Genomic DNA, 13,456 nt, shown 5'->3' with positions numbered 1-13,456 from the left:
GAAATTCGGTGGAGCGGTAGTTCAGTCGGTTAGAATACCTGCCTGTCACGCAGGGGGTCGCGGGTTCGAGTCCCGTCCGTTCCGCCACTTATTAAAATTAAGCCTGCTATATTAGCGGGCTTAATAGCGAGAAAGATTTAGGGGCGTAGCTCAGTTGGTAGAGCACCGGTCTCCAAAACCGGGTGTCGCGAGTTCGAGTCTCTCCGCCCCTGCCATATATAATCCTTTGCTTAGGCAAAGGATTTTTTTTGCTTGTAATTTTTCCATTCCTCTCTCTCTTCCTTGCTTTCTGAGCACTCCATCCATGGAGTCAGATCTTTATTCCAGTATGCTGCTTTTCAGGATCTCGCGAATATGCGCTTGTTTATCACTATTTTGTAGCCAAATGGCATACAGAGGACGTGAGAGCGCTACGCTATCGGTCACCGTATGCAGACCACTTTTCTGCTGCGCCCAACTGACGGGTAACCAGGTACAGCCATTCAAGGTACTGAGTTGCTGATAAGCCAGTTCTGCGGAGCTCGTTGTCAACAGTGGCACATCATCGCTACCAATCAGCCCCACTTCGTTTTGCTGGAAATCCGGCCCCCATTCCAGACGCAGGTAGTTCAAATCATTCTTATTTTTCCCTGGGGCGGCACAATAGAGCGCCAGTGTGAAATTACCCAGCAACTGGCAGCTTAATTCATCCATCTTCGGTGATTCAGTTGTGATCAGGAGATCGAGCTGGCGTTCATGCAACTGTTTAACTAATGACTGACGTTGGGCGATCCGCGCCTCGAATTGCAGGTTATAGGGATCTTTGTAGAGAGTCCCCAACCAGCCGTTCAGTAGACATTCCCACAGCGACGCGCTGGCCCCGATGGAGAATTCGTTATGTCGCGAAGAGTGAGCGACCTCCTTGCGCGCGGCCTGCCAGGTGTTCATCAACGTTTCGGCGTAGGGCAGGAGCTTTTCTCCGGCGGTCGTCAGACGAATGTTATTACGATGGCGGGTGAACAGGTTCACGCCAAGTTGATTCTCCAGCTGACGAATACGAAAGCTGACCGCTGACTGCGTCAGGTAAAGTGCCTCTGCTGCCCGCCCAAAGTGACGAGTTCTGCTCACTTCCAGGAAAGTCTTGAGCAATTCCGTATCCACACCGTTCTCCACAAAATTATTTGTCGTCATGATTTAAATGTTTTGTTTGACGCTCTGTCAAGCGTAACTAATACTCCGCGCCATAAATAGCTCGGCCAAAGAATCAGGAGCGTGTAGGATGGCGGAAAGCTTTACGACGACTAATCGTTTTTTCGACAATAAAAATTATCCACGCGGGTTCTCCCGTCATGGTGATTTCACCATCAAAGAGGCGCAACTGCTGGAACGTCATGGTTATGCCTTTAACGAACTGGAACTGGGTAAACGCGAACCTGTTACCGATGATGAAAAACAATTTGTCTCGGTGTGCCGTGGTGAACGTGAGCCGGTAACGGAAGCAGAACGCGTATGGATTAAGTATATGGCACGCATTAAGCGGCCGAAGCGTTTCCATACTCTTTCCGGCGGCAAACCGCAGATGGAAGGCGCTGACGATTACACCGAAAGCGATGACTAAGAAAAAAGGGCGTAAGCCCTTTTTTTACGCCATCATTTTCTGCAGATGGTTTAGCATCCGGTCTATTGCCCGATAGCTGAGCGCCTCCTGCAAATGGCGGCGTTCAATCTCTTCAGCTTCTGCCAGATCGGCAATGGTTCTTGCCACCTTTAACAGACGCTGCCAGGCCCGTATAGAAAGCCCCAGCTGCGTTAACGTCTGTTCCAGCCAAAGCGCATCCTCCTGCCGCAAGTGACAGCAGCTCTTCATTTCACGATTCTCAAGATGCGCATTCAGCTTATTTTGCCTGAGCATTTGACGTTCACGTGCCGCCAGCACACGCTGACGGACCGTCGCACTCGATTCTTCACCTCGTATGCCCTGGCTCAGTATCCCCGGCGGCGGGAGCGGGATCTCTAAGGAGAGATCGAAGCGGTCGAGAAAAGGGCCAGACAGGCGTCCAAGGTAGCGCAATGTCTGCTCAGGCGACGCGCGATTATGTTTGCCCTGATAATGCCCGGTCGGGCTTGGGTTCATTGCTGCGATAAGCTGAAAGCGCGCCGGATAGTCAATTTTGGCGCGCGATCGCGATATGTGGATCTTGCCTGACTCAATGGGTTCACGCAGCGCGTCCAGCACCCGTCGTTCAAACTCTGGCAGTTCATCAAGAAACAGCACGCCATTATGGGCCAGTGAAATCTCGCCGGGGACAGGTATTGAGCCTCCGCCTACCATCGCTGCCAGCGAGGCGCTATGGTGAGGGGCGCGAAACGGCCTCTGACGCCACCGGGTCTTCGCAGTCTGGAGGTTGACCAGACTTTGAATGGCCGTGCTCTCCAGCGCTTCCTGGTTGCTTAATGGCGGCAAAAGACCGGGGAGCCGGCAGGCAAGCATTGTTTTGCCGGTACCGGGCGGGCCAATCAGCAGCAGGTTGTGGCCACCGGCCGCCACAATCTCCAGCGCTCGCTTGCCTTGTTGTTGGCCGATAACATCACGTAGATCTTCACAGCGTTCATCAACGGCGGGCACGTCGGCGAGAGGCGGCGAGAGCGATGCTTGCCCTGCGAGAAACGCGCACACCTGCTGCAGATGGTCGGCGACCAGGCAATCGCTGCCGCCGATCAGACCCACCTCAGCCGCATTGTCAGAGGAGACGACAATGCGCCGGCCGGCTTTGATGGCTTCCATTGCGCTGGGGATCGCCCCTGGAACGCCGCGTAAGCCGCCTGTAAGGGCGAGTTCGCCCACAAACTCATATTGATTCAATCGGGTAGTGTTGAGCTGCTCTGAGGCGACGAGAAGCGCGAGAGCGATGGGAAGGTCATATCGCCCGCCCTCTTTGGGCAGATCCGCGGGTGCCAGGTTAATGGTTATTTTCTTCGCAGGGAAAGCGTAGCCGCTGTTGATCAAGGCGCTGCGTACCCGGTCGCGGGCCTCTTTCACGGTGGTCTCCGGTAGCCCGACCATGGTCAAGCCAGGCAGACCGCTGCTGAGATGAACCTCGATAGTAATCAATGGCGCTTCGATACCGAGCGCCGCGCGTGTGTAAACGATGGCGAGCGACATAAAACCTCCTGGACAGAGAAGGATTATGACGAGCCTGCCGTGAAACGGCAGCGGCAATAACACGAAGTTAGAAGCATAAATCCATTATTTTTACGCCATCTCGTTACATTTAGCCGAAAATGGAAGCGTGATCGAAAAACGTGGTGCATCCGAAACAGAGATGGGCGCTGAGCGTACAGCGTGAAAGAAAACTGAATTTTTTTCATTTCTGATTTTCTTCATATAAAACAATTATTTTTCCTGAAACTGTTAGGCTGCTCAGAAACCAGGATATAAAAAAATCTTGTGTTTTATGTGATGTCTGTGGTACCTCTTTAGGTATTCCTTCGAACAAGAAGCCAGAAAGTACAGAAAATGACAGCCCTTCTACGAGTGATTAGCCTGGTCGTGATTAGCGTGGTGGTGATTATTATCCCACCGTGCGGGGCTGCACTTGGACGAGGAAAGGCTTAAGAATCAAGCCTTAACGAACTAAGACCCCCGCACCGAAAGGTCCGGGGGTTTTTTTATAACTGAAATAACCTAAGCGAGGAGCAGATGATGACTTTTAGCATAAAATTCTGTTTCTCCCGATTTATGACGGGGAACTAACTATGAATGGCGCGCAGTGGGTGGTACATGCTTTGCGGACACAGGGAGTCGACACAGTTTTTGGCTATCCGGGTGGCGCAATTATGCCGGTTTACGATGCACTGTATGACGGCGGCGTGGAGCACCTGCTGTGTCGGCATGAGCAAGGGGCAGCCATGGCGGCTATTGGTTATGCGCGAGCAACCGGGAAAACCGGGGTGTGCATAGCGACGTCCGGCCCGGGCGCGACCAACCTGATCACTGGCCTGGCGGACGCCCTGCTTGATTCCATTCCCATTGTCGCTATCACCGGCCAGGTGGCCGCTCCCTTCATCGGCACGGATGCGTTCCAGGAAGTAGACGTTCTTGGTTTGTCACTGGCCTGTACTAAGCACAGTTTCCTCGTGCAGTCTCTGGATGAGCTGCCGCGGGTTATCGCTGAAGCTTTCCAGGTGGCAAACTCAGGCCGTCCGGGCCCGGTGCTGGTTGATATCCCTAAGGATATTCAGATGGCCCAGGGCGAGCTTGATCCTCATTTCTCTACCGTCGACGATGAGATGGCGTTCCCGCAGGCGGAGGTTGCTCAGGCTCTGCAGATGCTGGCTCAGTCACAGAAGCCGATGCTGTATGTTGGCGGCGGGGTGGGTATGGCTCAGGCGGTACCGGCTTTGCGTGAATTCCTGGCGGTAACCCGAATGCCGGCAACCTGTACGCTGAAAGGGCTGGGCGTGGTGGCCGCAGATTATCCGTATTATCTCGGTATGCTGGGCATGCACGGCACTAAGGCGGCCAACCTGGCGGTACAGGAGTGCGATCTGCTGATCGCTGTCGGCGCGCGCTTTGACGATCGTGTGACCGGTAAGCTCAATACCTTCGCTCCGCATGCCAAAGTGATCCACATGGACATCGATCCGGCGGAGCTGAACAAGCTGCGTCAGGCGCACATCGGTCTGACCGGCGATCTGAACCGCTTGCTGCCGGCGCTGCAGCAGCCGTTAGCTATCGATGCCTGGCGCGAGCATAATGCCGCACTGCGCACCGAGCACGCCTGGCGTTACGATCATCCCGGCGAGGCGATCTACGCGCCGCTGCTGCTGAAGCAGCTTTCCGACCGTAAGCCGGCGGATAGCGTCGTGACAACCGACGTTGGCCAGCACCAGATGTGGTCGGCTCAACATATGACCTATACCCGCCCGGAAAACTTTATCACCTCCAGCGGCTTAGGCACGATGGGCTTTGGCCTGCCAGCCGCCGTTGGTGCCCAGGTGGCGCGCCCGGACGATACGGTGATCTGTATCTCCGGTGACGGTTCCTTCATGATGAACGTGCAGGAGCTGGGCACCGTCAAGCGCAAACAATTACCGTTAAAGATCGTGTTACTCGACAACCAGCGGTTAGGGATGGTTCGACAATGGCAGCAGCTGTTTTTCCAGGAACGTTATAGCGAAACCACTCTGACTGATAACCCTGATTTCCTCACGCTGGCCAGCGCCTTCGGTATTCCTGGCCAACACATCACCCGTAAAGACCAGGTTGAAGCGGCACTCGACACCATGCTTTCGAGCCAGGGGCCATACCTGCTTCATGTCTCAATTGACGAACTTGAGAATGTCTGGCCGTTGGTGCCGCCCGGCGCCAGTAATGCAGAAATGCTGGAGAAATTATCATGAAGCAACATCAGGTCGCTTTGCAGGCGCGTTTCAATCCGGAAACCTTAGAGCGCGTGCTGCGCGTGGTCCGCCACCGTGGTTTTCAAATCTGCGCAATGAATATGGAAACCGCGTCGGATGCGCAAAATATAAATATCGAATTGACCGTTGCCAGCCCGCGGCCCGTCGAATTACTGTTTAGTCAATTAAGTAAACTGGTCGACGTCGCCTGCGTCGAGATCCAGCAACCCACATCACAACAAATCCGCGCCTGAGCGCAGAGGAATAAAAAAAATGACGACGAAGAAAGCTGATTACATTTGGTTCAATGGCGAGATGACCCCATGGGGCGAGGCGAAAGTGCACGTCATGTCCCATGCGTTGCACTACGGGACTTCGGTATTCGAAGGCATCCGCTGCTACGATTCTCACAAAGGGCCAGTGGTGTTCCGCCATCGTGAACACATGCAGCGTCTGCATGATTCAGCCAAAATCTACCGTTTCCCGGTTTCTCAGAGCGTTGACGAGCTGATGGAAGCCTGCCGCGAAGTTATCCGTACCAATAAACTGACCAGCGCTTATATTCGTCCGCTGGTGTTTGTTGGCGATGTTGGCATGGGCGTTAACCCGCCGGACGGTTACAAAACCGACGTTATCATCGCGGCGTTCCCGTGGGGCGCCTACCTCGGCGCAGAAGCGCTGGAGCAGGGGATCGATGCGATGGTTTCTTCCTGGAACCGCGCGGCGCCGAACACCATCCCAACCGCAGCGAAAGCGGGCGGCAACTATCTCTCCTCTCTGCTGGTCGGCAGCGAAGCGCGTCGTCACGGTTATCAGGAAGGTATCGCGCTGGATGTTAACGGTTATATCTCCGAAGGTGCAGGCGAAAATCTGTTTGAGGTAAAAGATGGCGTGCTGTTTACTCCGCCGTTCACCTCTTCCGCGCTGCCGGGCATTACCCGCGACGCGATCATCAAACTGGCGAAAGATCTTGGCATCGAAGTGCGCGAGCAGGTGCTGTCCCGTGAATCGCTGTACCTCGCGGATGAAGTGTTCATGTCCGGCACCGCGGCAGAAATCACCCCGGTACGCAGCGTTGACGGCATCCAGGTCGGCGCAGGCCGCCGCGGGCCGGTGACCAAACGCATTCAGGAAGCCTTCTTTGGCCTCTTCACCGGTGAAACAGAAGATAAATGGGGCTGGTTGGATCCGGTAAGTAAGTAATTAAAAATGGGACGGCACGCACCGTCCCATTTAATAAACAGAGATGGGAGTAAAAAGAGCATGCCTAAGTACCGTTCCGCCACCACCACACATGGCCGCAACATGGCGGGCGCCCGCGCGTTGTGGCGCGCAACCGGAATGACCGATGCCGATTTCGGCAAACCGATTATCGCCGTCGTCAACTCCTTTACCCAGTTTGTCCCCGGGCACGTGCACCTGCGCGATCTCGGCAAACTGGTTGCCGAGCAGATTGAAGCGGCAGGCGGTGTCGCCAAAGAATTTAACACCATCGCGGTGGATGATGGGATCGCCATGGGCCACGGGGGTATGCTCTATTCACTGCCATCCCGCGAGCTGATCGCCGACTCGGTCGAGTACATGGTTAACGCCCACTGCGCCGATGCCATGGTCTGTATCTCCAACTGCGACAAAATCACTCCGGGGATGCTGATGGCCTCTCTGCGCCTGAACATTCCGGTGATCTTTGTTTCCGGTGGCCCAATGGAAGCCGGGAAGACCAAGCTGTCAGATAAAATCATCAAGCTCGACCTGGTGGATGCGATGATCCAGGGGGCGGATCCGAAAGTGTCCGACGAACAGAGTAACCAGGTGGAACGTTCCGCTTGTCCGACCTGTGGTTCCTGTTCCGGGATGTTCACCGCGAACTCCATGAACTGCCTGACCGAAGCGCTGGGCCTGTCACAGCCGGGTAACGGCTCGCTGCTGGCGACCCACGCCGATCGTAAGGAGCTGTTCCTGAACGCCGGTAAACGTATCGTGGAGCTGACCAAACGCTACTACGAGCAGGATGACGCTTCCGCCCTGCCGCGCAATATCGCCAGCAAGGCGGCATTTGAAAACGCCATGACCCTCGATATCGCGATGGGCGGTTCAACCAATACCGTACTGCACCTGCTGGCGGCGGCGCAGGAAGCCGAAATCGACTTCACCATGAGCGATATCGACAAACTGTCCCGCAAGGTCCCGCAGCTGTGTAAAGTGGCGCCGAGTACGCAGAAATACCATATGGAAGACGTGCACCGGGCTGGTGGCGTTCTGGGCATTCTGGGCGAGCTGGACCGCGCGGGTTTACTCAACCGCGATGTGAAAAACGTCCTTGGCCTGACGCTGCCGCAGACCCTGGAACAGTACGATGTAATGGTGACCCAGGACGACGCGGTGAAAAAAATGTTCCGCGCCGGCCCGGCCGGGATCCGTACCACCCAGGCGTTCTCGCAGGATTGCCGCTGGGATACGCTGGATGACGATCGCGCCGAAGGATGTATCCGTTCTCTGGAACATGCCTACAGTAAAGACGGTGGCCTGGCGGTCCTGTACGGTAACTTTGCCGAAAACGGCTGTATCGTCAAAACCGCTGGTGTGGACGATAGCATCCTGAAATTTACCGGCCCGGCGAAAGTTTATGAAAGCCAGGACGAAGCGGTTGATGCCATCCTCGGCGGCAAAGTCGTGGAAGGCGATGTCGTGGTTATTCGCTATGAAGGGCCGAAAGGCGGGCCGGGGATGCAGGAGATGCTCTATCCGACCACCTTCCTGAAGTCCATGGGTCTTGGCAAAGCGTGCGCGCTGATCACCGATGGCCGTTTCTCCGGCGGCACCTCCGGGCTGTCCATCGGCCACGTATCGCCGGAAGCGGCGAGCGGCGGCAACATCGCGATCATCGAAGATGGCGACATGATTGCTATCGATATTCCGAACCGCGGTATTCAGCTGCAGCTCAGCGATGCCGAAATCGCCGCCCGTCGCGAAGCGCAGGAAGCGCGTGGCGATCAGGCGTGGACGCCGAAAGACCGCGAGCGCCAGGTCTCCTTTGCACTGCGCGCTTATGCCAGCCTCGCGACCAGCGCCGACAAGGGCGCGGTGCGCGATAAATCAAAACTGGGTGGCTAATTATGGCGGACTCACAACCCCTGTCCGGTGCCCCTGAGGGCGCCGAATACCTGAGAGCAGTGCTGCGCGCGCCAGTTTATGAAGCGGTGCAGAAAACGCCGCTGCAAAAAATGGAGAAGCTCTCTTCGCGGCTGGATAACGTTATTCTGGTCAAACGCGAAGATCGCCAGCCGGTACACAGCTTTAAGCTGCGCGGCGCCTACGCGATGATGTCCAGCCTGACGGCGGAACAGAAATCGAATGGGGTGATCACGGCGTCGGCAGGCAACCATGCGCAGGGAGTGGCTTTCTCAGCCTCCCGGCTTGGGGTTAAGGCGCTGATCGTGATGCCGGTGGCGACCGCGGATATCAAAGTCGATGCCGTTCGCGGTTTTGGCGGCGAAGTGCTGCTGCATGGCGCCAACTTTGACGAAGCGAAGGCGAGAGCGATTGAGCTGGCGCAGCAGCAGGGCTTTACCTGGGTGCCGCCGTTTGATCACCCGATGGTGATCGCGGGTCAGGGAACGCTGGCGCTGGAGCTGCTGCAGCAGGATGCCCACATTGACCGCGTATTCGTCCCGGTTGGCGGCGGCGGTCTGGCGGCAGGCGTGGCGGTGCTGATCAAGCAGCTGATGCCGCAGATTAAAGTGATAGCGGTAGAAGCGGAAGACTCGGCATGTCTGAAAGCGGCGCTGGATGCCGGCCATCCGGTGGATCTGCCGCGCGTCGGTTTGTTTGCTGAAGGCGTGGCGGTGAAGCGCATTGGCGATGAAACCTTCCGTTTGTGCCAGGAGTATCTGGACGACATCATCACTGTCGACAGCGACGCTATTTGCGCGGCGATGAAAGATCTGTTCGAAGATGTGCGGGCGGTGGCGGAGCCTTCCGGCGCGCTGGCGTTGGCGGGGATGAAGAAATATGTCGCCCAGCACAATATTCGCGGCGAGCGACTGGCTCATATTCTGTCCGGGGCCAACGTTAACTTCCACGGCCTGCGCTACGTGTCTGAGCGCTGCGAGCTCGGGGAACAGCGCGAAGCGCTGCTGGCGGTGACGATCCCGGAAGAGAAGGGCAGCTTTCTGAAGTTTTGCCAGCTGCTGGGCGGGCGCTCGGTGACGGAGTTCAACTACCGCTTTGCTGATGCTAAAGATGCCTGCATTTTTGTCGGGGTACGCCTGAGTCGCGGGCTGGAGGAGCGGAAAGAGATCCTCCAGTTACTGAACGATGGCGGCTACAGCGTCGTTGACCTTTCCGATGACGAAATGGCCAAGCTCCATGTGCGCTATATGGTCGGCGGCCGGCCGTCCAAAGCGCTGCAGGAGCGGCTGTTCAGCTTCGAGTTCCCTGAATCGCCGGGGGCGCTGCTGAAGTTCCTGCACACCCTTGGCACCCACTGGAATATTTCGCTGTTCCACTACCGTAGCCATGGCACCGACTATGGTCGGGTGTTAGCGGCCTTTGAGCTGGGCGAGCACGAGCCGGACTTTGAAACCCGCCTTAATGAACTGGGCTATGAGTGCCACGACGAAACCCATAACCCGGCGTTCCGCTTTTTCCTCGCGGGCTAGTGGTTAGGCAGGATTTTCCAGAAAGCATCAATAAGCGGCTCATGCAGCCGCTTTTTTTGTGCGCAAACGCCCAGCTCAAACGGGGTTTGCTCATCGCTGCGCTCCAGAATCATCACCCGGTTGCGTACTGGTTCCGGGCTGTTTTCCAGTACCACCTCCGGTAGCAGCGCCACGCCGCAGCCGAGGGCGACCATCGACACCATCGCTTCGTGTCCCCCGACGGTGGCATAGATCGACGGGTTGCTGATTTTATGGCGTCGAAACCACAGCTCGATGCGCCGACGTACCGGCCCCTGGTCAGCCATGATAAACGGCACTGTCGACCAGTCCGGACGCTCGACGGTCACCTGGTTACGCACCGGGCAGGGAAGCGCCGGGGCAATTAACACCACGGCGAGGTTCTCCAGCATCGAAAACGCCACCGATCCCGGCAGGGTCTCTGGTTTACCGGCAATCGCCAGGTCGGCTTCGCCGGTGACGACCTTCTCCATGGCGTCAGCGGCATCGCCGGTCGATAATTTTATCTCAACCGAAGGATGCGCGGCGCGGAAGCGGTCGAGGATCGGCGGCAGATGGCTATAAGCGGCGGTGACAGAGCAGAAGATATGCAGCTCGCCGGAGAGCGACGGTCCCTGCTGATCGATGGCGTGGCGAAGCTGCTGATACTGCAGTAAGGTCTGCTGGGCAAAGGTGCGTAACTCTTCCCCGGCTTCGGTGAGCGTCACCGTGCGATTATCACGCACGAACAGCGGCTGGCCGAGGTCCTCTTCCAGGCGTTGGATTTGCCGCGAAAGGGTCGAAGGACTGACGTGCATGGCCCGCGCGCTGCGGCCAAAATGGCGGCTTTCCGCCAGATGCAGAAAGGTTTTCAGATCGCGTAAATCCACGGCGCGTACTCCCCGATTTTGTATTTCATAAATTGCAACGTGACGTTGTGAATATATCAATTTCCGCAATAAAATTCCTGTCATATAGTAAGTTCATTCTCGCAAAAGCGAACCGAACAATAAGCACGACAACACAACATCACGAGGTATCACCATGGCTAACTACTTCAACACACTGAATCTGCGCCAGCAGCTGGCACAGCTGGGCAAATGCCGCTTTATGGGGCGCGATGAATTTGCCGATGGCGCAAGCTATCTTCAGGGTAAAAAAGTAGTCATCGTCGGCTGTGGCGCGCAGGGCCTGAACCAGGGTCTGAACATGCGTGATTCCGGCCTGGATATCTCCTATGCGTTGCGTAAAGAAGCGATTGCCGAGAAGCGCGCTTCCTGGCGTAAAGCGACCGAAAACGGCTTCAAAGTCGGTACCTATGAAGAGCTGATCCCGCAGGCCGACCTGGTGGTTAACCTGACGCCGGACAAACAGCACTCTGACGTTGTGCGTTCCGTACAGCCGCTGATGAAAGACGGCGCGGCGCTGGGTTACTCCCACGGCTTCAACATCGTTGAAGTGGGCGAGCAGATCCGCAAAGACATCACCGTGGTGATGGTGGCGCCGAAGTGCCCGGGTACCGAAGTTCGTGAAGAGTACAAACGCGGTTTCGGCGTGCCGACGCTTATCGCCGTCCACCCGGAAAACGATCCGAAAGGCGAAGGCATGGCCATTGCCAAAGCCTGGGCAGCGGCGACCGGCGGCCATCGTGCGGGCGTTCTGGAATCCTCCTTCGTGGCGGAAGTGAAATCTGACCTGATGGGCGAGCAGACCATCCTCTGCGGCATGCTGCAGGCGGGTTCTCTGCTGTGCTTCGACAAGCTGGTGGCGGAAGGTACCGATCCGGCGTATGCGGAAAAACTGATTCAGTTCGGCTGGGAAACCATCACCGAAGCGCTGAAGCAGGGCGGTATTACCCTGATGATGGATCGCCTCTCTAACCCGGCGAAACTGCGCGCTTATGCGCTGTCCGAACAGCTGAAAGAGATCATGGCGCCGCTGTTCCAGAAACACATGGACGACATCATCTCCGGCGAATTCTCCTCCGGTATGATGGCAGACTGGGCGAACGATGATAAGAAACTGCTGACCTGGCGCGAAGAGACCGGCAAAACCGCGTTCGAAACCGCCCCGCAGTATGAAGGCAAAATCGGCGAGCAGGAGTACTTCGATAAAGGCGTGCTGATGATCGCGATGGTGAAAGCGGGCGTTGAGCTGGCGTTCGAAACCATGGTTGATTCCGGCATCATCGAAGAGTCCGCTTACTATGAATCACTGCACGAGCTGCCGCTGATCGCGAACACTATCGCCCGTAAGCGTCTGTATGAAATGAACGTGGTTATCTCTGATACTGCAGAGTACGGTAACTACCTGTTCTCTTACGCTTGCGTACCGCTGCTGAAAGAGTTTATGACTACCCTGCAGACCGGCGACCTGGGCAAAGCGATTGCTGAAGGCGCGGTAGATAACGCTCAGCTGCGCGATGTGAACGAAGCAATTCGCAGCCACGCTATCGAGCAGGTAGGTAAGAAACTGCGCGGTTATATGACTGATATGAAACGTATCGCGGTAGCCGGCTAATTCCTCGTCGTCTTTCGACTTGCCGATGCGTTGGCTACGGTACGTACACCCCAGTCACATAGTAATCTATGTTCCTGGGGATGTACTTCCTTGCCGCCTTCCGGCAAGCCGAAATCCATAGAGGAATGGATTTGTTTAGTCGGCCTGATAAGCGAAGCGCCATCAGGCAGAAACCCGGAGATTAAGATCCCCGGGTTTTTTATTATTTCCGGTATAGCACTTTGATGATGTGGTAGCCGAACTGGGTATGCAGCGGGCCGGTTGGCTCCAGTTCCGGGCAGGAGAAGACCACTTTATCGAAGGCCGGTACCATCTGGCCCTGGCGGAACTCACCCAGATCGCCGCCGCGTTTGCCTGACGGACAAATGGAGTGTTTCTTTGCCAGCTTGCCGAAGTCGGCGCCGTTTTTGAGCTGCTCGAGCAGATCGAGCGCCAGTTTCTCTTCTTTTACCAGGATGTGCAGTGCTGCCGCGGTTTTAGCCATGATTGCGCCTTGAGTGAGTTGGGATAAATCAGGGCGCCATAGTAGCACGCGTTACCGACGATACAGCACCTTGATGATATGGTAGCCGAATTTGGTTTTCACCGGGCCATAGGGTTTAAGTAGCGGACAGCTGAAGACGGCTTGATCAAACGGGCCGACCATCGTCCCCTGCGGGAATTCGCCTAAATCACCGCCATGACGTCCGGACGGACACTTTGAGTAACGCTTCGCCAGATGATCGAAGCTGATGCCCCGTTCCAGTTTGGCGAGGATCTCGTGCGCCAGTTTCTCTTCTTTAACCAGAATATGCAGGGCCGCTGCGCTTTTTGCCATTACCAGATCCTCAGGATGAATTGCGTGGCTGACACTTTACCATCAGCCGGTAAATCTCGGCCTCGCTTTCTGCTACAAT

The 13,456-nt window shown here is 56.2% G+C and carries 14 protein-coding genes and 2 tRNA genes; 11 read left to right on the top strand and 5 right to left on the bottom strand.

Translation table 11 applies throughout. From position 1 onward, the window contains the following. Positions 1-10: 10 nt before the first annotated feature. Both FHW76_RS25655 and FHW76_RS25650 read left to right on the top strand, forming a co-directional pair. Positions 11-87 (top strand) — tRNA-Asp (locus FHW76_RS25655). A 52-nt stretch (positions 88-139) separates the two neighbouring features. After that, a tRNA-Trp gene (locus tag FHW76_RS25650) sits at positions 140-215 on the top strand. A gap of 103 nt (positions 216-318) precedes the next feature. Here the strand turns inward: FHW76_RS25650 and hdfR are convergent. Then, positions 319-1,140 carry an HTH-type transcriptional regulator HdfR gene (gene hdfR, locus FHW76_RS25645; protein ID WP_064180844.1) on the bottom strand — a complete coding sequence of 274 codons (822 nt, stop codon included), beginning with the start codon at positions 1,138-1,140 and terminating at the stop codon, positions 319-321. Positions 1,141-1,258: 118 nt separating this feature from the next. Between hdfR and FHW76_RS25640 the strand changes: the two genes are divergently transcribed. Then, positions 1,259-1,597, top strand: coding sequence for a DUF413 domain-containing protein (locus FHW76_RS25640; RefSeq protein ID WP_004886877.1), 339 nt, complete (start codon positions 1,259-1,261; stop codon positions 1,595-1,597). Between the two features lie 24 nt (positions 1,598-1,621). Here FHW76_RS25640 and FHW76_RS25635 read toward each other — a convergent pair whose 3' ends face one another. Beyond that, positions 1,622-3,142 (bottom strand): YifB family Mg chelatase-like AAA ATPase, encoded by a 1,521-nt coding sequence (locus FHW76_RS25635; RefSeq protein WP_117143671.1) that lies wholly within the window; start codon positions 3,140-3,142, stop codon positions 1,622-1,624. 354 nt (positions 3,143-3,496) lie between these two features. Here FHW76_RS25635 and ilvL point away from each other — a divergent pair, with 354 nt between their 5' ends. The 7 genes from ilvL to ilvA all read left to right on the top strand — a co-directional run bounded on the left by ilvL (position 3,497) and on the right by ilvA (position 10,043). After that, a complete protein-coding gene (ilvL, locus tag FHW76_RS25630; protein ID WP_001311244.1) occupies positions 3,497-3,595 on the top strand; it encodes an ilv operon leader peptide in 99 nt (32 codons plus the stop codon). Between the two features lie 84 nt (positions 3,596-3,679). Beyond that, positions 3,680-3,733, top strand: coding sequence for a peptide IlvX (gene ilvX, locus FHW76_RS26740; protein WP_201281575.1), 54 nt, complete (start codon positions 3,680-3,682; stop codon positions 3,731-3,733). A gap of 2 nt (positions 3,734-3,735) precedes the next feature. Continuing rightward, positions 3,736-5,382 carry an acetolactate synthase 2 catalytic subunit gene (ilvG, locus tag FHW76_RS25625; RefSeq protein ID WP_008807982.1) on the top strand — a complete coding sequence of 549 codons (1,647 nt, stop codon included), beginning with the start codon at positions 3,736-3,738 and terminating at the stop codon, positions 5,380-5,382. Further along, on the top strand, positions 5,379-5,636 hold the full coding sequence (gene ilvM / locus FHW76_RS25620) for an acetolactate synthase 2 small subunit (protein WP_008807981.1): 258 nt from the start codon (positions 5,379-5,381) through the stop codon (positions 5,634-5,636). The genes ilvG and ilvM overlap by 4 nt, the downstream gene beginning before the upstream one ends. A gap of 19 nt (positions 5,637-5,655) precedes the next feature. Then, the gene (locus FHW76_RS25615) at positions 5,656-6,585 is read left to right on the top strand and encodes a branched-chain amino acid transaminase (protein WP_008807980.1); all 930 of its coding nucleotides are present in this window, start codon (positions 5,656-5,658) and stop codon (positions 6,583-6,585) included. Between the two features lie 60 nt (positions 6,586-6,645). Beyond that, the gene (gene ilvD / locus FHW76_RS25610) at positions 6,646-8,496 is read left to right on the top strand and encodes a dihydroxy-acid dehydratase (RefSeq protein WP_060876633.1); all 1,851 of its coding nucleotides are present in this window, start codon (positions 6,646-6,648) and stop codon (positions 8,494-8,496) included. 2 nt (positions 8,497-8,498) lie between these two features. Then, on the top strand, positions 8,499-10,043 hold the full coding sequence (gene ilvA / locus FHW76_RS25605) for a threonine ammonia-lyase, biosynthetic (RefSeq protein WP_008807978.1): 1,545 nt from the start codon (positions 8,499-8,501) through the stop codon (positions 10,041-10,043). On the opposite strand, the gene ilvY is transcribed toward ilvA, so the two are convergent. Continuing rightward, positions 10,040-10,930 carry an HTH-type transcriptional activator IlvY gene (ilvY, locus tag FHW76_RS25600; protein ID WP_012543253.1) on the bottom strand — a complete coding sequence of 297 codons (891 nt, stop codon included), beginning with the start codon at positions 10,928-10,930 and terminating at the stop codon, positions 10,040-10,042. The two genes, ilvA and ilvY, sit on opposite strands and share 4 nt — an antisense overlap. A 154-nt stretch (positions 10,931-11,084) precedes the next feature. On the opposite strand from ilvY, the gene ilvC reads away from it, so the two are divergent. Further along, positions 11,085-12,560 carry a ketol-acid reductoisomerase gene (ilvC, locus tag FHW76_RS25595; protein WP_008807976.1) on the top strand — a complete coding sequence of 492 codons (1,476 nt, stop codon included), beginning with the start codon at positions 11,085-11,087 and terminating at the stop codon, positions 12,558-12,560. A gap of 202 nt (positions 12,561-12,762) precedes the next feature. On the opposite strand, the gene ppiC (FHW76_RS25590) is transcribed toward ilvC, so the two are convergent. Then, entirely contained in the window at positions 12,763-13,044 is a 282-nt protein-coding gene (gene ppiC / locus FHW76_RS25590; RefSeq protein WP_002883180.1) for a peptidylprolyl isomerase PpiC, read from the bottom strand. 51 nt (positions 13,045-13,095) lie between these two features. Beyond that, positions 13,096-13,377: a peptidylprolyl isomerase PpiC gene (gene ppiC, locus FHW76_RS25585; protein ID WP_008807974.1), complete on the bottom strand. Its 282-nt coding sequence runs from the start codon at positions 13,375-13,377 to the stop codon at positions 13,096-13,098. Between the last annotated feature and the right edge of the window lie 79 nt (positions 13,378-13,456).

Origin of the sequence: Klebsiella sp. RC2, from assembly GCF_014192815.1 — a bacterium.
Lineage (GTDB): Bacteria > Pseudomonadota > Gammaproteobacteria > Enterobacterales > Enterobacteriaceae > Klebsiella > Klebsiella variicola.
The sequence above is the reverse complement of the archived record's forward strand: the minus strand, read 5'-3'. Positions and strand labels throughout refer to the sequence as shown.